Origin of the sequence: Paracoccus shanxieyensis, from assembly GCF_009711265.1 — a bacterium.
Taxonomy (GTDB): Bacteria; Pseudomonadota; Alphaproteobacteria; order Rhodobacterales; family Rhodobacteraceae; genus Paracoccus; species Paracoccus shanxieyensis.
In genome coordinates this window covers 128,004-147,011 of the sequence record NZ_WMII01000010.1, presented here as the reverse complement: position 1 = coordinate 147,011, position 19,008 = coordinate 128,004, and the positions used below count along the sequence as shown (strand labels likewise).

The window sequence follows — 19,008 nt, the reverse complement described above, 5'->3', positions numbered from 1 at the left end:
GATATCCAACAGGAACCCATCCCATGAAGCCTTATCTGGCCGCACTTGCCCTTTCCGCCCTTCCCGTCGTCGGACTGCCTGCGATGGCCAATGCCTCGTATTGCTCGGACGGCAACACCGTCACATTCGCGGGCCTGCCATGGGAAAGCGGCGATTTCATCACCCGCGTGGTCGAGACGATCCTGAAAGACGGCTATGACTGCAAGACCGACACCATCCCCGGCAATTCGGTGACGCTGGAACAGGCGACCTCGACCAATGACATCCAGATCTTTGCCGAGGAATGGGTGGGTCGCAGCGAAGTCTGGAAAACGGCGGTCGAACAGGGCACCGTGCTGAATATCGGTGACACCATTCAGGGCGCGATGGAGGGCTTTTTCGTGCCCTCTTATGTCATCAAGGGCGATGCCGCCCGCAATATCACCGCGGCAGCCCCGGATCTGACATCCGTTGAACAACTCAAGGATCCCAAGATCGCCGCGCTGTTCAGCGACCCCGAGGAACCCTCGAAAGGCCGTTTCCTGAACTGCCCGTTCGGATGGACCTGCGAAGGTGAATCGACGCAGAAGCTGACCGATTACGGCATGCAGGACGCCTATGTGAACTTCCGTCCCGGCAGCGCGGCGGCCTTGGATGCGGCGATCACCTCGGCCTATCTGCAGGGGCAGCCGATCCTGTTCTATTACTGGTCGCCCACGGCGATCATGGGCAAATATGATCTGGTGCGGCTGGATGCGCCGGAATTCAGCGATGAGTGCCGCGCCCAGATTGCCGCCGGTGGCAGCAACCGCGACGGCGTCTGCGAGGTGAAGCCCATCGAGGTGGCCTATGGCGTCAACGCCGAGTTTGCCAAAGAAGCCCCCGAGATCATCGAGGTGCTGGATAAAGCCAGCTTCCCGCTGCAAGAGCTGAACCTTGCGCTGGCCTATATGGTCGACAACAAGGCCGATGCCGCGACCGCCGCCGAGAATTTCCTGAAAGAGAAATCGGATCTGTGGGGCACATGGGTCAGCCCCGAGGCAAAATCCAAGATTCAGGCCGCCCTGCAATAACCCTTGCCAGAGGCGGCCCCGACACGGGCCGCCCGCATCTTCGCAATCCAGCATAAGGAGTGCCGGAACGTGTTTCCTGACAGCTTGAGTATCTCGATACAGGAGCCGATCAACCAGTTTGTTACCGCACTTGTCACCAATTACGGCTCGGTTTTTCGCAGCATCTCTTCGGCGATCCTGAATGTCCTGCTGGTCATCGAAAGCGGCCTGCGCGGGGCGCCATGGTGGGCGATCATCATCGTCTTCATGGCGCTGGCATGGTTTGGCACGCGGCAGGTGACGATCACCATCCTTGTGGGCGTGCTGCTGTTTGCGGTGGGCGTGCTGGGGCTGTGGGATCAGACCATGCAGACGCTGGCGCTGATGCTGATGGCCACGCTGATCTCGGTGGTGATCGGGGTTCCGGTGGGGGTGCTTGCGGCCAAATCGGACTGGTTCCGCCGCATTACCATGCCGGTGCTGGACGTGATGCAGACCATGCCCAGCTTTGTCTATCTGATCCCGGCGCTGATGCTGTTCGGTCTGGGCAAGGTGCCTGCGGTGCTGGCGACGATCATCTATGCCGTGCCGCCGCTGATCCGCCTGACCGATCTGGGCATCCGTCAGGTCGATCGCGAGGTGGTCGAGGCCGCGACCGCATTCGGCGCCAATCCGCGCCAGATCCTGTTCGGCACCGAACTGCCCTTGGCCATGCCGACCATCATGGCGGGCCTGAACCAGACCATCATGATGGCCCTGTCCATGGTCGTCGTCGCCTCGATGATCGGGGCGCGCGGGTTGGGCGAATCCGTCCTGAACGGCATCCAGACCCTGAATGTCGGGCTGGGCCTTGAAGCCGGGCTGGGCATCGTCATTCTGGCGGTTGTGCTTGACCGCATCACGCAGGGCTTCGGCCGCAAGCGGAGATAACACATGTCCAGTAACATCCAGATCCGAAACGTCTACAAGGTCTTCGGCGACAATCCCAAGAAGGCGATGGAGATGGCGCGCCAAGGCATCGGCAAGGCCGAGATCCTTGCCGCGACCGGCTGCGGCGTCGGGCTGAACAATGTCAGCCTAGATATCCCGGCGGGCGAAATCTTCGTCATCATGGGGCTGTCGGGCTCGGGCAAGTCGACGCTCGTGCGCCACCTGAACCGCCTGATCGAGCCCACGGCGGGCGAGATCGTCTTTGGCGATACCGATGTGCTGAAGCTGGATCCCGCAGCCTTGCGCAAGTTCCGCACGCATCGCGTCAGCATGGTGTTTCAAAGCTTCGCGCTGGCGCCGCACCGCACGGTGATGCAGAACGTGATCTATGGCCAGTCGGTGCGCGGCACGCCCAAGGCCGAGGCCGAAGCCATCGGCCGCAAATGGATCGCCACCGTCGGGCTGTCAGGCCATGAGGACCGCTATCCCGACCAGCTTTCGGGCGGCATGAAGCAGCGCGTCGGTCTGGCCCGTGCGCTGGCGGCCGATACCGATGTGATCCTGATGGACGAAGCCTTCAGCGCGCTGGATCCGCTGATCCGGGCCGAGATGCAGGATCAGCTGCTGATGCTGCAACGCGATCTGGCCAAGACCATCGTCTTCATCACGCATGATCTGGACGAGGCTCTGCATATCGGCTCGCAGATCGCGATCCTGAAGGATGGCGAACTGGTACAGGTCGGGCCGCCGGACCAGATCCTGAACCAGCCCGCCAATGACTATGTTGCCCGCTTTGTTCAGGGCCGGAGCAGATCTCATGCCTGAAACCGTTCTGCTGGACGCGCCGCTTTCGGCGGCGCAGATCGTGCGTGTCGCCCAGGGCGCGCCGCTGGCCCTGTCGCCGGCGGCAGCGGCCCGCATCCGCACGGCGCGCGCCATTGTCGACGTGATCATCCAGCGCGAGATCCGGGGCTATGGCATCAATACCGGCGTCGGCGCGCTGTGCGACGTGATCGTCTGCCCCGACGAACAAAGCCGGCTGTCGCATAACATCCTGTTCAGCCATTCCTGCGGTGTCGGCGATCCCCTGTCACGGGTTCAGGCACGCGCCGTCATGGCCGCGCAGATCAACAATTTCGCGCATGGCCGGTCCGGCATCAGACCCGAGGTCGTCGACACCCTGCTGGCGCTGCTGAATGCCGATCTGCTGCCGGTCATCCCGTCGCGCGGCTCGGTCGGCTATATCACCCATGCCGCGGCCATCGGCCTTGTGCTGATCGGCGCGGGCGAGGTGATGGATGGTGACCGCCGCATCCCCGCCACCGAGGCCCTGCACCGCGTGGGCCAGACACCGCTGGTCCTGCGCGCCAAGGAAGGCCTGAGCCTTGTGAACGGCACGCCCTGCGCCACCGGGCTTGCCTGCATCGCCCATGCCGAGGCCGTCCGGCTTCTGGACTGGGCCGATGCGGCGGCGGGGTTCTGTCAGGGCATTCTGGGCCGTCAAAGCAACATCTTCGACCCCGAGGGCATGGCCCTGCGCCAGTCCCAAGGGCTGCGCGACACGGCGGCCCGCATCCGCGCCGCCGTTGCCGGGACCGAATATCACGACGGCATCATCCGCACGCAGGATCCGATGAGCCTGCGCGCCGTGCCGCAGATCCATGGCGCCGCGCGCGACGGTCTGGCCCAGATCGCGCAGGTGATCGACGAAGAACTGCGCAGCGCCACCGACAATCCGCTGATCGGCGGCGATACCGAGCAGCCGCAGGTCTATTCCCAGGCCCATGCGGTCGGATCGGGCATGGGATTTGCCATGGACCAGCTTGCCATTCTGGTGGCGCAGATCGCGGCCACGTCGGAACGGCGCATCGACCGGCTGGTCAATCCGCTGGTCAGCGGCCTGCCCGCGTTTCTGTCTGCGGAAAGCGGCGTAGGCTCGGGCTTCATGATCGCGCAATACACCGCCGTGTCGCTGGTCAGCGAAAACCGCCGCCTGTCCTTGCCCGCCAGCCTTGACGGCGGCATCACCTCGGCCCTGCAAGAGGACGTGCTGCCCCATGCCACGCCCGCCGCCGAAAAGGCGCTGCGCATCGTGGCCAATCTGCGCGTCATCCTTGCCATCGAACTGCTTTGCGCCGCACAGGCGGCCGAGCTGTCCACGCAGACCGTCAGCCTTGGCGCGCCGTTGCAGCGCCTGCACGACTGGGTGCGCAAGGCGGTGCCGTTCTATGCCGACGACCGGCCGCTGAACCGCGACATCATGACCATGGCCGGTCTGATCGCGGCCCAGAATGGCGACGCGCCGCTCTGACCGGGCTGGTCTGCCAGGTCCGCGACAGCCGCCATGCACTTGGAAAAAAGCCGCCCTTCGGGGCGGCTTTTGCGTGATGGCGACCCCGGCCTTACTGCCGGGCCAGCCAGTCGGTGATGGTGCGGCGCAGGTTCACCTCTCCGGCATCGCGGGCCGCGTCGATGACGCGCTTCAGTTCGGACAGATCGACGCGGCGGATCAGATGCTTCACCGGCCCGATCGAGGCCGGGCGCATGGACAGCCGCCGGAACCCCAGCGCGGCAAAGGTCACGGCCTCGATGGGTCGCCCCGCATCCTCGCCGCAGAAGGACACCGGCACGCGCGCATCGTCGCAGCGTTGCAGGATCTGCTCCAGCAGATTGATGAACGATGTCGCCAGCGTATCATAGCGCCGCCGCACGCGCTCATTCTCGCGGTCGGCGGCAAAGAAGAACTGCTTCAGGTCATTGCCGCCGACCGAGATGAAATCGCACATCTCGAAGAACTTCTTCGGCGCGAATGCCAGCGACGGCGTTTCCAGCATCGCCCCCACCCGCACATCCGAAGGCGTGGCGTGCCCCAGCCGCTGTTCGCGCGCGATCTGCTCCATCAGCAGGCGGTGGGCTTCCTCGAATTCCTGCATCTCGGTGACAAAGGGGAACATCACATAAAGCGGCTGCCCGACCGAGGCGCGGATCAGCGCCTGCAACTGCATGCGCAGGACGCCGCGCTTGTCCAACCCGACGCGGATCGCACGCCAGCCCATCGCGGGGTTCGGCTCGTCCTGCGGCTTCATATAGGGCAGCACCTTGTCCGACCCGATGTCCAGCGTCCGAAACATCACCGGCTTGCCATGGGCATTTTCCAGCACCCGCGAATACAGCGAGGCAAGCTCGCCCCGGCGCGGCACGCGGGTGCGGGCCAGAAACTGCAATTCGGTGCGAAACAGCCCGACGCCTTCGGCGCCTGAGCTTTCAAGGCTGGGCAGATCGGCCATCAGCCCGGCATTCATATACAGCGCGACCGTGGTGCCGCATTTCGCCGTGGCGGGCAGATCGCGCAGCCCGGCATAACGGCTTTGCGCCTCGGCCTGCATGGCCATCTTGTCGCGAAAGGCATTGGCGACGGATTCCTCGGGGCGCAGATGCACGATGCCCATATCGCCATCGACCAGGATCGTATCGCCGTTCAGCGCCTCGGATGTGATGCGTTCGGCATGGATCACCAGAGGAATGGCCAGCGCGCGGGCGACGATGGCGGCATGACTGCCGACCGAGCCCTCTTCCAGCACCACGCCTTTCAGCTTGCGCCCGTAATCCAGCAATTCGGCCGGGCCGATATTGCGGGCGATCAGGATCGGATTTTCCGGCATCTCGGCCCCGGTATCCCTGCCCTGCCCGGTCAGGATACGCAGCAGCCGGTTCGACAGATCGTCCAGATCGTGCAGCCGGTCCCGCAGATAGGGGTCGGCGGCGCTTTCCAGCCGCGCCCGCGCCTGACTTTGTTCCTTTTCCACCGCAGCCTCGGCGGACAGGCCCAGATCTATGGTTTCCTCCATCCGGCGCAGCCAGCTGCGGGAATGGGCGAACATGCGATAGGTCTCCATGACCTCGGCCCCGTCGCCACGCCCCATATCCGTTGCCGCCAGCAGGCTGTCGACGGTGGTGCGCAGCATGGCCACGGCTTCGTTCAGCCGGGCCTTTTCCTTCAGGGGATCTTCGCCCACCGGATTGGTGACGACCACGCGCGGCTCATGCAGCCAGACGCGGCCCTCGGCCACGCCCTCTTGCCCGGTCGCGCCGCGATAGGCGGTCGGGAAGCGATGCGCCGAGGGCAGGCTGTCGGATTGCGTGCCGAGAAAGGCGCCCAGCTCGGCCATTTCGGCCAGCACCATGGCGACGACCTCAAGGCCGTAAACCTCGTCTTCGGAAAACTGGCGGGCGTCGCGCGACTGCACGACCAGCACGCCCAGCTTTTCCCCGACACGCTGGATCGGTACGCCCAGAAAGCTGGAATAGACCTCCTCGCCCGTCTCGGCCATATAGCGGAAACCGGGCTCGGCCGGGGCGTTGGCGGTGTTCACATGCCGCCCGGACCGCGCCACGCGGCCGACCAGCCCCTCGCCCAGACGCAGACGGGTCTGATGCACCGCCTCGGGTTTCAGCCCTTCGGTGGCGCAAAGCTCAAGCGTTTCGGGATCGCGGAACAGATAGATCGAACAGACCTGCGTTCCCATGGAATCGGCGATGTGATGGGTGATCTGGTCCAGACGGTCCTGACCGCCACCCGGTGCTGCCAATGTCTCGCGCAGCCGCCCCAGCAGCTTGCGCGAGTCGCTGTCCTTGCGTTCGGCCAACCGATCCTCCGATCAAGGCCCGAGCGGTGGCTCAGGCCTTCTCAAGCTCGAAGGCATCATGCAGCGCCTGCACGGCGAGTTCCATATATTTGCGGTCGATCAGGACCGAAATCTTGATCTCGCTGGTGGAAATGACCTTGATGTTGACGTTTTCCTGCGACAGCGCCTTGAACATGCGGGCGGCGACGCCGGCATGGCTGCGCATGCCGATGCCCACGACCGACACCTTGGCCACGTCTTCGTCGATGATCAGTTCGTCGTAATTGATCAGATCGGCGGTCTTGGCATCTTCCAGCGCCTTGCGGGCGCGGGCCACCTGATTGATCGGGCAGGAAAAGGTCATGTCGGTGACGGCGCCGGGATGCGCCTCGTCATAGTCCTTTTCCGAGATGTTCTGGACGATCATGTCCACATTGATCCCGGCATCGGCCAGCGGCCCGAAGATGCTCGAAGCGACGCCGGGGCGGTCTTCGATGGTGAACAGCGTGATCTTGGCTTCCTCGCGCGAGAAGGCGACGCCCGAGACGACTTTCGATTCCATGATATCATCCTCGTCACAGACCAGGGTTCCAGAGTTCTCATCCGTATCCTCGAACGAGGACAGGACGCGCAGCTTGACCTTGTAGCGCATCGCCAGTTCGACCGAACGGGTCTGCAGCACCTTCGCGCCAAGGCTGGCCAGTTCCAGCATCTCCTCGAAGGCGATGCGTTCCAGCTTGCGCGCTTTCGAGGTGATGCGCGGGTCGGTCGTATAGATGCCGTCCACATCGGTATAGATGTCGCAGCGTTCCGCAGCGAAGGCCGCCGCAAAGGCCACGGCGGTCGTGTCCGACCCCCCCCGGCCCAGCGTCGTCACGCGGCCTTCGGGCGACACGCCCTGAAACCCTGCGACCACGGCGACCTTGAAGCCTTCGGCGAATTTCGCGTCGATATTGGCGCGGGGAATATCCACGAACCGGGCCGAGCTATGCGCGGCGGTCGTGTTGATCGGCACCTGCCAGCCCTGCCAGCTGCGCGCGGGCACGTCCATTTCCTGAAGCGTCAGCGCCATCAGCCCGGCGGTCACGTTCTCGCCCGAGGCGACCACGGCGTCATATTCGCGCGCGTCAAACAGCGGCGAGGTCTTTTCGACCCAGCCCACGAGCTCATTCGTCTTGCCGGACATGGCGCTGACGATGACGATCACGTCATAGCCGCGCTCGACCTCGCGCTTGACCTTCTGGGCCGCATTCTTGATGCGATCCAGATCGGCGACGGATGTGCCGCCGAATTTCATTACCAGAAGTGGCATCCGTGCCCCCCAGCATCCCCACGATTTTCAACCGGGGCTTCTAGGGCTGGCGCGAAAAAAGGGCAAGGCCAGAAAGCCTTGCCCATCGCAGATGTTTGGGATCGGGCCCGGCTCAGGCGTCCTTGACACCGATCATCACATCCGAGGCCTTGATGACGGCCGAGGCTTTCGCGCCGACCTGCAATCCCAGTTCCGCCACCGCATCATTGGTGATCGAGGCGGTGACCGTCGTGCCGCCGATGTCCAGCCGGACATGGCTGGTGACCGCGCCCTTGACGATTTCGGTCACGGTGCCGTCCAGAACATTGCGCGCGCTGAGTTTCATGGCGTCCTCCTGCTTCATGCCGGGCGGAACGGTCGGCCATCCGTGTCCTTGCGTCAAGATGGGCATTGGCGGGTGCGGTATCGGTCCCTGCGTCACGTCCGCGCGATCAGGCGATTGATCTTTGTTCATTCGGGATGACGCAGCGGCAGCGCCGCCCCATATGACCCCCTATCCTCGGTATGTTCCGAGGGCATCAGGAGGTCCCGATCATGGGTGCCGACAACAAACCGACCAACCCTGCCCAGCAGGAAAGAAACCCCGCACAGCAAGATCAGAGCCAGAAACCCGGTCAGCCGCAGCAAGGCGATCCGGATGATCGCCGGTCCGGCAAGATGCATGATGAGCACAAGAACCAGCAGCGCGACCAGCGCAGCTAGGATTGCCTGATGACGTGGCCTCCGGCGGCAAAACGCCGGGGGCTGAGCGGTCGCGGCATTGGTCCCGGTGCGAAATTTCGCAAACCGGACTGCAAACCAAAGACATTCAGGGAAGCTAAGTGCTGGTCGGGGCGAGAGGATTCGAACCTCCGGCCTACGGTACCCAAAACCGTCGCGCTACCAGGCTGCGCCACGCCCCGAACCACGCCGCTGTCTAGCGGCTGCGTGACGCCGTGAAAAGGGGCAAACTGCGGCTTTCGTCACCCGCAGGGACGTTCCGCCATGGATTGCGGCAGGCGGGGATGGGCCAGCACCATGCCGGGCGTGATGCCCAGCCGCGCGGCATCGCCCCCCGGAACCTCCAGCACCATCAGCCGCTCGGGCGACGGATCGCCGGGCGTGGCGCCGGGGATGGATGTTTCGTCCAAGGGTCTTGCCATCGGATGCACATGGCGCACCCGGCCCCTTGCGTCGATAAAGATCATGTCCAGCGGAATCGGCGTGTTGCGCATCCAGAATGCGACCCGCTGCGGCGTTTCATAGATGAAAAGCATCCCGGTATCGGGTTGAAGATCGCGGCGGAACATCAATCCGCGGGCGCGTTCTTCCTGATCGTCGGCGATTTCGACAGAAACCGCTACGCTACGACCGTTGCCCTTGAACAGGGCCTTGTCCGCCGCACACTCCGCCGCCCGGGCGAGAGAAACTGTGCTAGTGAGTATTCCAAGAATGACTGCTGCAGCCTGCCATTTCATACCGTGCCCGCGACCAGCCGCAGTTTAGCGAGCGCGGCCGCTCCCCCCGGTTGGCTACCTCGGACCTCGGCGGCGGCGCGTTCCCATGACAGCACCTGCGCGGCCATCATGCCGCGACGGCCATCGACCACCCGCAGCGCAATCGCCTCGCCCACCGCCAGATCCGAAAAACCGGAATGGCGCAGGACTTCGACATGCAGAAAGACATCCGCTTTCTGCTCGAAGATATTTGCAAAGCCGAAGCCCTTGGCCTTGTCGAACCACTTGACCCGCGCCGGCAGCAGCGGCAGGCGCGCCACCTCTTCGGGCGTGGCCGAGCACAGGTCGGCAATGGCAGGCATGGGTTCGGTCGCCGGCGGCTCGATCGCATAGATCTCGACCGCCTGAATACCACGCGGCGTCTTCTGGATCAGGGCCTTGACGACCGACCCTTCTGCCACCGAACTTTGGCCAAAATTGCGCAGGACATTGGCGTGCAAAAGGATATCGGGACCACCTTCGGGATCGGTGATGAAACCGAAGCCCTTGTTCCCGTCGAACCATTTCACGACGCCCGCGACTTCCCGCTGTTGCTCGTCGTTATCGCTCATTTTACGCAGCTATCCTGTTTGTATCAACCAAATGAATTCCGTTCGGGCCGACAATTCCTTCTGCGAGCGAGCCGCAAAACTAAACTGATCGGACCAGAACCGGAAATTAGGTCAGGTTTTCCCTACCATGGATAAAACATCATGCGGCATCAAGGGCTAAGACGCCGCACCTTCCAGAAACTTTCAACATCCTCGGCAGAGGCATCGCCCAGAACATTGTTTTCCTTGACATACTGGGTGGATAACCACTGGAAGCGATCGTGCAACCTGAAGGCGCCATCGGCCCAGAATTCAATCTGATCGGGACGAATCCTGTAGCCGCCCCAATGCCGAGGCCGCGGCAGACTCAATCCCAGATTGATCCCTTGCCGCGCAACCTCGGCCATCAGCGCGCCGCGGCTGTCCAGCGGACGGCTTTGCCTTGAAGCCCATGCTCCGATGCGCGACTGCAACGCGCGCGACGCATAATAGTCATCCGCCACAGCGTCCTGAACCCGGCTGACATGGCCGCGCACCCGGATCTGGCGCCGAAGCGACTTCCAGTGCATCACGAACGCGGCCACCCCCGTCGCTTCGATCTGCTGCCCCTTGGCGCTTTCAAAATTCGTGTAGAACACGAATGCCCCGTCGCCATGGCTGCCCTCGATTTCCTTCAGCAGCACCATGCGCACATCGGGCAGGCCCTGCGCATCGACGGTGGCCAGCGCAATGGCGTTCGGATCGTTCGGTTCGGTCTTTTCCGCCTCGGCCAGCCACGCCCGCGCAATGGCAAAGGGGTCGTTGCCCGCAAAAATTCCCGTTCGGTCACTCATGATCGCACCCTCACCAACACTTGATGCCCCCTTACAGTTGTCCTAATCCTGCGAAAACCGAAGAAGCTTAGGGGCAGCATCATGTCAAGTGAAGCCGGGAACGGGCTGATGAAAGGGCGTCGCGGCCTCATCATGGGGCTCGCCAACGACAAGTCGATCGCCTGGGGCATCGCAAAGGCACTGGCCGATCAGGGGGCAGAGCTTGCCTTCTCATATCAGGGCGAGGCGCTGAAGCGCCGGGTCGAGCCGCTGGCCGCGCAACTGGGATCCGATCTGATCGCGGAATGCGACGTGTCGAACGAAGCCTCCATCGACGGGCTGTTCGACGCCATCCGTCAGCGCTGGGACAGCATCGACTTCATCGTCCATGCGATCGGCTTTTCCGACAAGGACCAGCTGCGCGGGCGCTATGCCGACACCACGCGCGACAACTTCATGATGACGATGGATATTTCCGTCTATTCCTTCACCGCTGTCGCCCGTCGCGCGGCGGCGATGATGAACCCCGGCGGCTCGATGCTGACCCTGACCTATTACGGGGCCGAGCGCGTCATGCCGCATTACAACGTCATGGGTGTGGCCAAGGCCGCGCTTGAGGCGTCGGTGCGCTATCTGGCCGAGGATCTGGGCAAGGACGGCATCCGCGTCAACGCCATCAGCGCCGGGCCGATCAAGACGCTGGCCGCCTCGGGCATCGGCGATTTCCGCTATATCCTGAAATGGAATGAGCTGAACTCGCCCCTGCGCCGCAATGTCAGTCAGGATGAGGTCGGCAAGTCGGCGCTGTATCTGCTGTCCGATCTGGGCTCGGGCGTCACCGGCGAGACGCATCACGTCGATTCGGGCTATCACATCGTCGGCATGAAGGCCGTCGACGCACCCGATATCGCGACGACGAAAAAAGACTAAGCCATGAGCGCCGAGCAGGTCATGGCCCTGATCTCGGCGCTGTCGCTGGCGATCCTGACGCCGGGGCCGTCGATCATCGCGACGGTGCAGACTGCCTTCAACCATGGCCGCGAACGCGCCCTGCCCTATGCGCTGGGGCTGGCCTGCGGCGCATCGTTGTGGTGCATCTTCGCGCTGGCCGGGCTTGCGGTGCTGTTCCGGCTGCATCCGGGCCTGTTCGTGGCGCTGAAGATCTTTGGCGGCTGCTATCTTTTGTGGTTCGCCTGGAAGCTCTGGGCGGCCTCGACCAAGCCGCTGCCCTCGGCGGCGCAGGGGGCCAAGGGCTTCTTTGGCGGCATCGCGCTGAACCTGTCGAACCCGAAACCGGCGCTGTTTTACGCGGCGCTGATCCTGTCGGTCTTTCCCCAGCCGTCGCGGCCCGTCGCGATCTATGCGATCTGCCTTGCGACCGAGCTGTTCTGGTATGTGCTTGTCGCGCTTATGATGTCGACAGCGGTGATGCGGACACGCTATTTTGCCGCGAAATTCTGGATCGACCGGGCTGCCAGCATCGCGATGGCAATGCTGGGCCTGCTGCTGATCGTCAAGCACTGAAAGGACCGACGATGAACGACCGCCTGCCGCATGAACGTGGATTCCACATCAGCTGGGATCAGCTTCACCGCGATGCCCGCGCGCTGTCATGGCGTCTGGACGGCACCGCGTGGCGGGCCATCCTTGCCGTGACGCGGGGCGGGCTGGTGCCTGCAATGATCGTCGCGCGCGAGCTGGACATCCGCACCATCGACACGATCTCGGTCAAATCCTACAAGGGCGTCGGCACCGAGGCCGGACAGGGCGAATTGCAGGTCATCAAGCGCCCGGACCCCGAACTGATGCGGGACGGCGAAGGTATTCTGGTCGTCGACGATCTGGTCGACAGCGGCCGCACGCTGGAACTGATCCGCGAGATGTATCCCAAGGCGCATTTCGCCACCGTCTATGCCAAACCCAAGGGCCGCCCGATGGTCCAGACCTTCGTGACCGAGGTCAGCCAGGACACCTGGATCTTTTTCCCTTGGGACATGGCGCTGCAATATGTCCAGCCCTTCCGGGGCGAAGATTGACCAGACATATCGCGGGCGCAAAGGGCTGGCTGCACTGGCTGTTCGAATCCACCCTGCTGGTGAAATCCGTCTTTGCCCTGTTCGAGATCGCCGCAGGTCTGGGCCTGCGGCTGGTTCCCCATGCGCGCATTGCCGATCTGACCGGCTGGCTGGCGCATAACCAGTTGATCGAGGGGCGGCACGGCCCGATCTTCACCCGCCTCTCGGCCGAGCTGGCGGGCTTTTCCGGCGCCAGCCAGCATTTCTATGCGCTGTATCTGCTGGCGCATGGCGCGATCAAACTGATCATCATCGTGATGCTGATGCGCAAGCTGGCCTTTGCCTATCCGCTGGGAATTGTGGTGTTTGCGGGCTTCATCGTCATGCAGATGCACCGCTGGACCGATACCGGATCGCCCGCCCTGCTGGCGCTGAGCGTGCTGGACGCAACGGTGATCTGGCTGACATGGCGGGAATGGCGCGCCGTGCGCTGATCCCGAGCAGACCGACTGGCCCCCTCGGCCATCGCAGCAAAATCGTTGCCTATGCCTATGATTCTGCCCAAGACTGCGCGATGTGGCCCCTGCCCTGTGCCCAAATCTGCCTTTTGATCCCCCTGTAACGGCATCCGTGCCCCGTATTTTCACGAGTATCACATGGCGACACCCTATTCTCATCTGATCGGCACCAATCGCGGAGAACTGCTTCTGGGCACCTCCAGCAGCTATGACGACAACTGGTCAGGAAACGACCTGATCGAGGCGGTCGGTGGCCATGACACCATCCGCAGCTTCAACGGCGCCGATACCGTGTTGGGCGGCGCGGGCAATGATCTGATCGTGACGCGCGGCCCCCCTGAACAATAACGGCGAAGACGATTGGGGCGGTATCATCGTGCTGTCCGGCGGCGCAGGCGATGACCGCATCATGAACGATTTCAATGGCTATTTCGACCGTGTGGTCTTTCACCGGATGTCCGGCGGCTCAGGCGACGATCTGCTTGTGCTGCACTCGATGTCCATTGGGGAGCTGTCTGGCGGCAGCGGCAATGACCGGATCTTTCTCAGCGGAGAAGGCGGCGTCGCGCGCGGCGGCGGTGGCGACGATCTGGTATCGGCGGTGAATTCCGACCAGATCGGGCGAATGGTATGGCTTCAACCGCTATGACGGCGGGGCCAGCGATACGCTGATCGGCGGGCGCGGCAATGACCGGATCGTCTGTTATGCGGGCAATGAGGACACGATCATCTTTCGCCCCGGCGACGTGCGCGATGTCCTGCGCTATCTGAACGCCACGCCGGACGGCGATCCTTACGGAGACGAACTGCCCATCGACCGCATCGTCCTGACATCCTTTGATCTGGACATGACCGCCGAGGAGTTTCTGGCCGCACACGCCACCGATCTGGGCGACCGGGTGATCCTGCGGCCCGGCGCGGGCAGTGATGCGCTGGTGATCTGGGATGTGCGGATCGACGATCTGGCCGATGTGCTGATCCTTTAGACCAGCCCGAAGGGGGTGCCACAGCCGCCCCCTTCGCCCGTCCCTCAGCTGTTCCCGCGCACGAACCGCGCCGCTTCCTGCGCGGCGCGGCGCAGGGCGTTCGACTTGTTCACGGTTTCCATGAATTCCGCCTCGGGGTCGCTGTCATAGACGACGCCGCCGCCGGCCTGAATGTAAAGCTGCCCGTCCTTGACGACTCCGGTGCGCAGCGCGATGCACATGTCCATTTCGCCATTGGCGGCGAAGTAACCCACGCCGCCCGCATAGACGCCGCGCTTTTCCGGCTCCAGCTCGTCGATGATCTGCATGGCGCGGACCTTGGGCGCGCCGGACACCGTGCCCGCGGGCATCCCGGCCAGCAGCGCCGACAGCGCGTCTTCATCCGCGCGCAATTCGCCCACCACGTTCGAGACGATGTGCATCACATGGCTGTAACGCTCGACGATGAATTGCTCGGTCGGCTTCACCGTGCCCATCTTGGCCACGCGGCCCACATCGTTGCGGCCAAGGTCCAGCAGCATCAGATGCTCGGCCAGTTCCTTCTGATCGGCCAGCAGATCGGCCTCAAGCGCGTTGTCCTCGTCCGGGGTTGCCCCGCGGGGACGGGTTCCGGCGATGGGGCGGATCGTCACCTCTCCGCCGCGCAGACGCACCAGAATTTCAGGCGACGCGCCGACGATCTGAAAGCCGCCGAAATTCAGATAGAACATGAAGGGCGACGGGTTGGTGCGGCGCAGGCTGCGATACAGCGAAAACGGCGGCAGCGGGAAATCCATCGCCCAACGCTGCGACGGCACCACCTGAAAGATGTCGCCCGCGCGGATGTAATCCTTGGCCTTTTCCACCGCCGCCAGATAAGCGGGCTTGCTGAAATTCGAGCGCAGTTCACCGACGCTGAGGTCATGGCCCAAGGCGCGCGGCTCACTGGGCTGACGATCCAGCGAGCGCAGCGCCTCCATCAGCCGCTCGGCCGTCTGGGCATAGGCGGCGCGGGCGGGAATGTCGGAATGCCACGCGGGCGCACAAAGCAGCACCTCGCCCTTTACCCCGTCCAGAACCGCCACGACCGAAGGGCGCAGCATTACCGCATCCGGCAGACCCAGCGGGTCGGGGTTCACATCGGGCAGACGCTCGACCAGCCGGATCATGTCATAGCCCAGATAGCCGAACAGTCCCGCCGCACCCGCGGGCACGCCTTCGGGCATGTCGATGCGGGTTTCGGCGATCAGGGCGCGCAGACTGTCCAGCGCCGGGCGGTCATCGGCCTCGAATTCGTCGGAATAGCGGGCATTGCGGTTGATGCGGGCGCGACCGTCGCGGCAGTCCCAGATCAGATCGGGCTTCATCCCGACAAAGGAATAGCGCCCCCGGACCTCGCCGCCCGTCACGCTTTCCAGCATGAAGGAATTCGGCGCGGCCTCGGCCAGTTTCAGCATCAGGCTGACGGGCGTGTCCAGATCGGCGGCCAGCCGCAGCGTCAGAAGCTGGTTGCGACCGGCAGTCCAGCCGCGTTCGAATTCGGCAAAATCAGGTGAGATATCCATCACTGCATCTGTGCATTCGCCGCGTCCACAGCGGTCTGGTTCACGGTCGCACCGGCACGCGCCTGCAGCGCGCGGGTGTAGTATTCAAAGACATCCTGACGCAGGCTGTCGGACTGGCTGTTGGTGATGCCGTCGCGGATCTGCTGGGCCTGTTCGGCCTTGGTGTCTGCGGCATGGATCTGGTCCAGCGTCACCAGAAACACCCGGTTGTCGGCGTCGATGACGGCGGTTTCGCCCGGCTCGGCAATCTGGAACGCCTGCGAGATCACATCCTGCGGCACGCCCTGAATAAAGCCGCCACGCGCCAGCGCCTTGACCTCGGCGCCCTTGTCGGGGCTGGCGGGCGCAACCGGAGCGGGGGCTTGCTGCGTCGCGCCCACGGCCTGCGCCACCGGCGCGGTCGCTGCAGGGGTCGGGCCAAGCGCCGGGGCGACAGCGGCTTCGGTCGCGACGCGCTGTTCTTCGGCCAAAGCCAGAAGCTGGCGGTGGGTCTCGTTCTGGCGCCAGTCCTGTTCCACGCGGTCGCGGACCTCCTCAAAGGGGATCAGCGCAGCCGGTTCGATCGCATCCAGCCGCAGCGTGAAGACGCCGCCATCCTCCATGGTGAACAGTTCCGGGAAATCGCCTTCATGGACCGATGCGGCATGCTGGCGGAATTCGGGATAGGCCGAAATGCCGTCCGGCGTGCCCGGATTGTCGTTGGTCCAGTCGATCGTGCCCAGTTCCATCGGCGTATCGCGGGCCAGATCCTCAAGGGCCGAGCCGCCTGCCAGCATGTCCGAGAAGCTGGCGGTCTGTTCGTCGATCTGGCGGCGGGCGCGGTCCAGCGCCGCCTCGACCCGCAGATCGTCGCGGGCATCCTCGAACGAGACGTTCACCGGCTCAAGAATGGCGTTCATCGAATACAGCGCCGGACCCAGATTGCTGGGCGCGGGACCGGCAACGCCGGGCTGGTCCAGCGCAAAGACGGCATCGCCCGCAGCGCCCAGATCGGCCTGCGAAACCTCGCCCAGATCGATATCGGCCAGCGTCAGGCCGCGTTCGGCGGCCAGTTGCTCAAAATTCACCTCGACCCGGTCGATGCGGGCCTTGGCTTCGGCTGCCGCGGCGTCGGTGGGAAACACCAGACGCTCGACCATGCGGCGTTCGGGCTGCTGGAATTCGTCCTTGCGGCTGTCATACAGATCGCGCAGCGCCTGATCGTCGACCTGAACGCTGTTTTCCAGCATCTCGGGCGTGACCCAGGCATAGGTGATCTTGCGCGTCTCGGGACGGGTGAAGCGGTCGGCATTGGCCTGATGCCACGCCTGCAACGTCGCGTCATCGGGTTCCGCGATGGGCGCGGTCAGCGCATCCGCGGTCAGTTCGCGCCAGTGGATGTCGCGCGTCTCAAGGATCCAGCCAAGCGCATGTTCGGTCACAGCGGCGGGGGCGGTGACGGCGGCCAAGGTCGCGCGTTGCAGGATCATGCGGGCTTCGTCCATGCGCAGGTCGTGTTCAAACTGCGGCTCGCGGATGCCTTCGCGGTTCAGCGTGTCGGCATAGCGGGCGCGGTCGAACTTGCCATCCAGCCCCGCAAATGCCGGAGAGCTGACGATCTGTTCGCCCACCACCTTGTCCCCGACCGAGATGCCAAGCCGGTTCGCCTCATCCTCAAGTGCTGCGGCGGTGAACAGGCGCGACATGGCCATCTGGTCGATGCCGATGGTGCGGGCTTCGTCGGGCGACAACTGGCGGCCGGTGCGGGCGGTGAAGTCCTGCATCTCGCTGCGCAGCGCGCGCGCATATTCCGGCGCGCTGATCTCGACATCGCCCACCGCGCCGATATCGGCCCCGCTGCCCCCCGAGAAATTGGTGACGCCAAAGCCCCCGAGCCCCAGTACCAACATCCCCATCAGCAACCAGACGATGGTCGATTTGCCCTTGCCGCGCATATGCCCTGCCTTGCCTTTTCTTCGTCCTTTGCCAGTCTTTAGGGTGCGCGACGCGTGCGGGCAAGGCCCGCTGCCGGTTCGGCGATCACAAGCAGCTTAGGGACGGAAGGCCGCAAGCCGTCCGGCAAGTGCCGCGATGCCCTGCGCATCGACATTGGCAAAGGCGATGCGCAGATGCCGCGCGCCCTGCGCGTCACCGTCCGGCATGAACATCGTGCCGGGCAGCATCAACACCCCCGCATCGGCCACAAGGCGCTTGGCCAGCTGGTCCGAGGCCATGTCGAACGGATGTTCCACCCACGCGAAATAGGCCCCGCAGCCCTTGACCTGCCAGCCCGGCAGATCGGCCATCGCCGCCTGCATCGCAGCGCGCCGGGCCAGAATCTCGGCCCGTTCGCCCGCCAGCCAGTCGCCCAGATGCGCCATGCCCCATTCCGCGCCGATCTGGCCGATCTGGCTGGCGCAGATGGCGACGGTATCCAGAAATTTCTCGACCTGAACCATGCGCGCCTCGCTGGCGATCAGCGCACCGACGCGGTGGCCGGTCAGGCGATAGGCCTTGGAAAAGCTGTAAAGGTGGATCAGCGTATCGGCCCAGTCGGGGTCGGTGAACAGATCATGCGGCGCCCCGTCGCGGCTGTCGAAATCGCGATATGTCTCATCAAGGATCAGCGCGATGCCGCGCGCGCGGGCCAGCGTCATGAAGGCGCGCAGGGTTTCGGCCGGGTATTCCGCGCCCGAGGGGTTGTTGGGGCTGACCAGCACGATGGCGCGGGTGCGGTCGGTCAGCAGCTTTTCGGCCTCGGCGGCGTCGGGGATCATGCCCTGCCCGCAATGCAGCCCGACCGCGCCGATGCCCTGCATGTCCAGCCACATCTTGTGATTGAAATACCATGGCAGCGGCAGAATGATCTGATCGCCCGGCCCGGCCAGCGTCTGCATCACCGCGCAGAACGCCTGATTGCAGCCCTGCGTGATGGCGACCTGTGCGGGCCGGATCGTGCCGCCATAATCGCGCGACCAGTCCCGCGCCACCGCATCGCGCAGCGTCGGGCGGCCAAGAACCGGGCCATACAAATGCGCATCGGCCTGCTGCAGCAGCGCATCGGCCATGGCGCGGCGCAGCGGTTCGGGCGGCGGCTGGACGGGCGCCGCCTGACTGACATTGATCAACGGGCGCTCAGGCGGGAAGGTCACGCCCTCCAGCCAGCGCCGCGCCTCCATGACGGGCGGGCGGGAGGTGGCGGCAATGGCGGCGTTCAGGGGCTGCATCGG

21 protein-coding genes and 1 tRNA gene are annotated in these 19,008 nt (G+C 64.2%); 12 read left to right on the top strand and 10 right to left on the bottom strand.

The window, feature by feature from the left end:
• Window positions 1-23 precede the first annotated feature (23 nt).
• The 4 genes from GL284_RS12280 (at window position 24) to GL284_RS12265 (ending at window position 4,272) form a co-directional block, all read left to right on the top strand.
• Window positions 24-1,052 (top strand): ABC transporter substrate-binding protein, encoded by a 1,029-nt coding sequence (locus tag GL284_RS12280; protein WP_155044920.1) that lies wholly within the window; start codon window positions 24-26, stop codon window positions 1,050-1,052.
• A 69-nt stretch (window positions 1,053-1,121) separates the two neighbouring features.
• On the top strand, window positions 1,122-1,961 hold the full coding sequence (locus tag GL284_RS12275) for an ABC transporter permease (protein ID WP_341870362.1): 840 nt from the start codon (window positions 1,122-1,124) through the stop codon (window positions 1,959-1,961).
• Window positions 1,962-1,964: 3 nt separating this feature from the next.
• On the top strand, window positions 1,965-2,786 hold the full coding sequence (locus tag GL284_RS12270) for a quaternary amine ABC transporter ATP-binding protein (RefSeq protein ID WP_155044918.1): 822 nt from the start codon (window positions 1,965-1,967) through the stop codon (window positions 2,784-2,786).
• A complete protein-coding gene (locus tag GL284_RS12265) occupies window positions 2,779-4,272 on the top strand; it encodes an HAL/PAL/TAL family ammonia-lyase (protein ID WP_155044917.1) in 1,494 nt (497 codons plus the stop codon). Before GL284_RS12270 ends, GL284_RS12265 begins: the two co-directional genes overlap by 8 nt.
• 91 nt (window positions 4,273-4,363) lie before the next feature.
• On the opposite strand, the gene ptsP is transcribed toward GL284_RS12265, so the two are convergent.
• From ptsP to GL284_RS12250, 3 genes are all read right to left on the bottom strand, one after another.
• Window positions 4,364-6,607 carry a phosphoenolpyruvate--protein phosphotransferase gene (ptsP, locus tag GL284_RS12260; RefSeq protein WP_155044916.1) on the bottom strand — a complete coding sequence of 748 codons (2,244 nt, stop codon included), beginning with the start codon at window positions 6,605-6,607 and terminating at the stop codon, window positions 4,364-4,366.
• A gap of 31 nt (window positions 6,608-6,638) precedes the next feature.
• A complete protein-coding gene (locus GL284_RS12255) occupies window positions 6,639-7,898 on the bottom strand; it encodes an aspartate kinase (protein WP_155044915.1) in 1,260 nt (419 codons plus the stop codon).
• Between the two features lie 112 nt (window positions 7,899-8,010).
• A complete protein-coding gene (locus GL284_RS12250) occupies window positions 8,011-8,223 on the bottom strand; it encodes a TOBE domain-containing protein (RefSeq protein WP_155044914.1) in 213 nt (70 codons plus the stop codon).
• A 209-nt stretch (window positions 8,224-8,432) separates the two neighbouring features.
• Here GL284_RS12250 and GL284_RS12245 point away from each other — a divergent pair, with 209 nt between their 5' ends.
• A complete protein-coding gene (locus GL284_RS12245) occupies window positions 8,433-8,600 on the top strand; it encodes a hypothetical protein (RefSeq protein WP_155044913.1) in 168 nt (55 codons plus the stop codon).
• Between the two features lie 123 nt (window positions 8,601-8,723).
• Here GL284_RS12245 and GL284_RS12240 read toward each other — a convergent pair.
• The 4 genes from GL284_RS12240 to pdxH form a co-directional block, all read right to left on the bottom strand.
• Window positions 8,724-8,800: transfer RNA gene (locus GL284_RS12240), tRNA-Pro, on the bottom strand.
• A gap of 60 nt (window positions 8,801-8,860) precedes the next feature.
• A complete protein-coding gene (locus GL284_RS12235; RefSeq protein WP_341870532.1) occupies window positions 8,861-9,223 on the bottom strand; it encodes a DUF192 domain-containing protein in 363 nt (120 codons plus the stop codon).
• Between the two features lie 128 nt (window positions 9,224-9,351).
• Window positions 9,352-9,945, bottom strand: a complete 594-nt coding sequence (locus tag GL284_RS12230) for a cold-shock protein (RefSeq protein WP_155044911.1) — start codon at window positions 9,943-9,945, stop codon at window positions 9,352-9,354.
• Between the two features lie 149 nt (window positions 9,946-10,094).
• Window positions 10,095-10,757, bottom strand: a complete 663-nt coding sequence (gene pdxH / locus GL284_RS12225) for a pyridoxamine 5'-phosphate oxidase (protein ID WP_155044910.1) — start codon at window positions 10,755-10,757, stop codon at window positions 10,095-10,097.
• Between the two features lie 81 nt (window positions 10,758-10,838).
• Between pdxH and fabI the strand changes: the two genes are divergently transcribed.
• The 7 genes from fabI (at window position 10,839) to GL284_RS12195 (ending at window position 14,255) form a co-directional block, all read left to right on the top strand.
• Window positions 10,839-11,666, top strand: coding sequence for an enoyl-ACP reductase FabI (gene fabI, locus GL284_RS12220; RefSeq protein ID WP_155044909.1), 828 nt, complete (start codon window positions 10,839-10,841; stop codon window positions 11,664-11,666).
• Between the two features lie 3 nt (window positions 11,667-11,669).
• Window positions 11,670-12,260, top strand: a complete 591-nt coding sequence (locus GL284_RS12215) for a LysE family translocator (protein WP_155044908.1) — start codon at window positions 11,670-11,672, stop codon at window positions 12,258-12,260.
• Window positions 12,261-12,271: 11 nt separating this feature from the next.
• Window positions 12,272-12,772 (top strand): xanthine phosphoribosyltransferase, encoded by a 501-nt coding sequence (gene gpt, locus GL284_RS21320; protein WP_196216765.1) that lies wholly within the window; start codon window positions 12,272-12,274, stop codon window positions 12,770-12,772.
• Window positions 12,769-13,245, top strand: coding sequence for a DUF2127 domain-containing protein (locus GL284_RS21315; RefSeq protein ID WP_196216766.1), 477 nt, complete (start codon window positions 12,769-12,771; stop codon window positions 13,243-13,245). Before gpt ends, GL284_RS21315 begins: the two co-directional genes overlap by 4 nt.
• A gap of 162 nt (window positions 13,246-13,407) precedes the next feature.
• Entirely contained in the window at window positions 13,408-13,617 is a 210-nt protein-coding gene (locus tag GL284_RS12205) for a hypothetical protein (RefSeq protein ID WP_155044906.1), read from the top strand.
• Between the two features lie 61 nt (window positions 13,618-13,678).
• Window positions 13,679-13,918 carry a hypothetical protein gene (locus tag GL284_RS12200; protein WP_155044905.1) on the top strand — a complete coding sequence of 80 codons (240 nt, stop codon included), beginning with the start codon at window positions 13,679-13,681 and terminating at the stop codon, window positions 13,916-13,918.
• 97 nt (window positions 13,919-14,015) lie between these two features.
• Window positions 14,016-14,255 carry a hypothetical protein gene (locus GL284_RS12195; RefSeq protein ID WP_155044904.1) on the top strand — a complete coding sequence of 80 codons (240 nt, stop codon included), beginning with the start codon at window positions 14,016-14,018 and terminating at the stop codon, window positions 14,253-14,255.
• A gap of 44 nt (window positions 14,256-14,299) precedes the next feature.
• On the opposite strand, the gene trpE is transcribed toward GL284_RS12195, so the two are convergent.
• The 3 genes from trpE to GL284_RS12180 all read right to left on the bottom strand — a co-directional run bounded on the left by trpE (window position 14,300) and on the right by GL284_RS12180 (window position 19,005).
• Window positions 14,300-15,799, bottom strand: coding sequence for an anthranilate synthase component I (trpE, locus tag GL284_RS12190; RefSeq protein ID WP_155044903.1), 1,500 nt, complete (start codon window positions 15,797-15,799; stop codon window positions 14,300-14,302).
• Window positions 15,799-17,733, bottom strand: coding sequence for a peptidylprolyl isomerase (locus tag GL284_RS12185; RefSeq protein WP_155044902.1), 1,935 nt, complete (start codon window positions 17,731-17,733; stop codon window positions 15,799-15,801). The genes trpE and GL284_RS12185 overlap by 1 nt, the downstream gene beginning before the upstream one ends.
• 96 nt (window positions 17,734-17,829) lie before the next feature.
• Window positions 17,830-19,005: an aminotransferase gene (locus GL284_RS12180; protein ID WP_155044901.1), complete on the bottom strand. Its 1,176-nt coding sequence runs from the start codon at window positions 19,003-19,005 to the stop codon at window positions 17,830-17,832.
• Window positions 19,006-19,008 lie beyond the last annotated feature (3 nt).

Excerpts from the sequence above, each read along its gene's own strand:
- GL284_RS12180 (WP_155044901.1), bottom strand. The coding sequence starts at position 19,005 with ATGCAGCCCCTGAACGCCGCCATTGCCGCCACCTCCCGCCCGCCCGTC.
- pdxH (WP_155044910.1), bottom strand. The coding sequence starts at position 10,757 with ATGAGTGACCGAACGGGAATTTTTGCGGGCAACGACCCCTTTGCCATT.
- GL284_RS12245 (WP_155044913.1), top strand. The coding sequence starts at position 8,433 with ATGGGTGCCGACAACAAACCGACCAACCCTGCCCAGCAGGAAAGAAAC.
- GL284_RS12185 (WP_155044902.1), bottom strand. The coding sequence starts at position 17,733 with ATGCGCGGCAAGGGCAAATCGACCATCGTCTGGTTGCTGATGGGGATG.
- GL284_RS12255 (WP_155044915.1), bottom strand. The coding sequence starts at position 7,898 with ATGCCACTTCTGGTAATGAAATTCGGCGGCACATCCGTCGCCGATCTG.
- GL284_RS12265 (WP_155044917.1), top strand. The coding sequence starts at position 2,779 with ATGCCTGAAACCGTTCTGCTGGACGCGCCGCTTTCGGCGGCGCAGATC.
- gpt (WP_196216765.1), top strand. The coding sequence starts at position 12,272 with ATGAACGACCGCCTGCCGCATGAACGTGGATTCCACATCAGCTGGGAT.
- GL284_RS12280 (WP_155044920.1), top strand. The coding sequence starts at position 24 with ATGAAGCCTTATCTGGCCGCACTTGCCCTTTCCGCCCTTCCCGTCGTC.
- GL284_RS12200 (WP_155044905.1), top strand. The coding sequence starts at position 13,679 with ATGAACGATTTCAATGGCTATTTCGACCGTGTGGTCTTTCACCGGATG.
- GL284_RS12270 (WP_155044918.1), top strand. The coding sequence starts at position 1,965 with ATGTCCAGTAACATCCAGATCCGAAACGTCTACAAGGTCTTCGGCGAC.
- GL284_RS12215 (WP_155044908.1), top strand. The coding sequence starts at position 11,670 with ATGAGCGCCGAGCAGGTCATGGCCCTGATCTCGGCGCTGTCGCTGGCG.
- GL284_RS12205 (WP_155044906.1), top strand. The coding sequence starts at position 13,408 with ATGGCGACACCCTATTCTCATCTGATCGGCACCAATCGCGGAGAACTG.
- GL284_RS12230 (WP_155044911.1), bottom strand. The coding sequence starts at position 9,945 with ATGAGCGATAACGACGAGCAACAGCGGGAAGTCGCGGGCGTCGTGAAA.
- trpE (WP_155044903.1), bottom strand. The coding sequence starts at position 15,799 with ATGGATATCTCACCTGATTTTGCCGAATTCGAACGCGGCTGGACTGCC.
- fabI (WP_155044909.1), top strand. The coding sequence starts at position 10,839 with ATGTCAAGTGAAGCCGGGAACGGGCTGATGAAAGGGCGTCGCGGCCTC.
- GL284_RS12250 (WP_155044914.1), bottom strand. The coding sequence starts at position 8,223 with ATGAAACTCAGCGCGCGCAATGTTCTGGACGGCACCGTGACCGAAATC.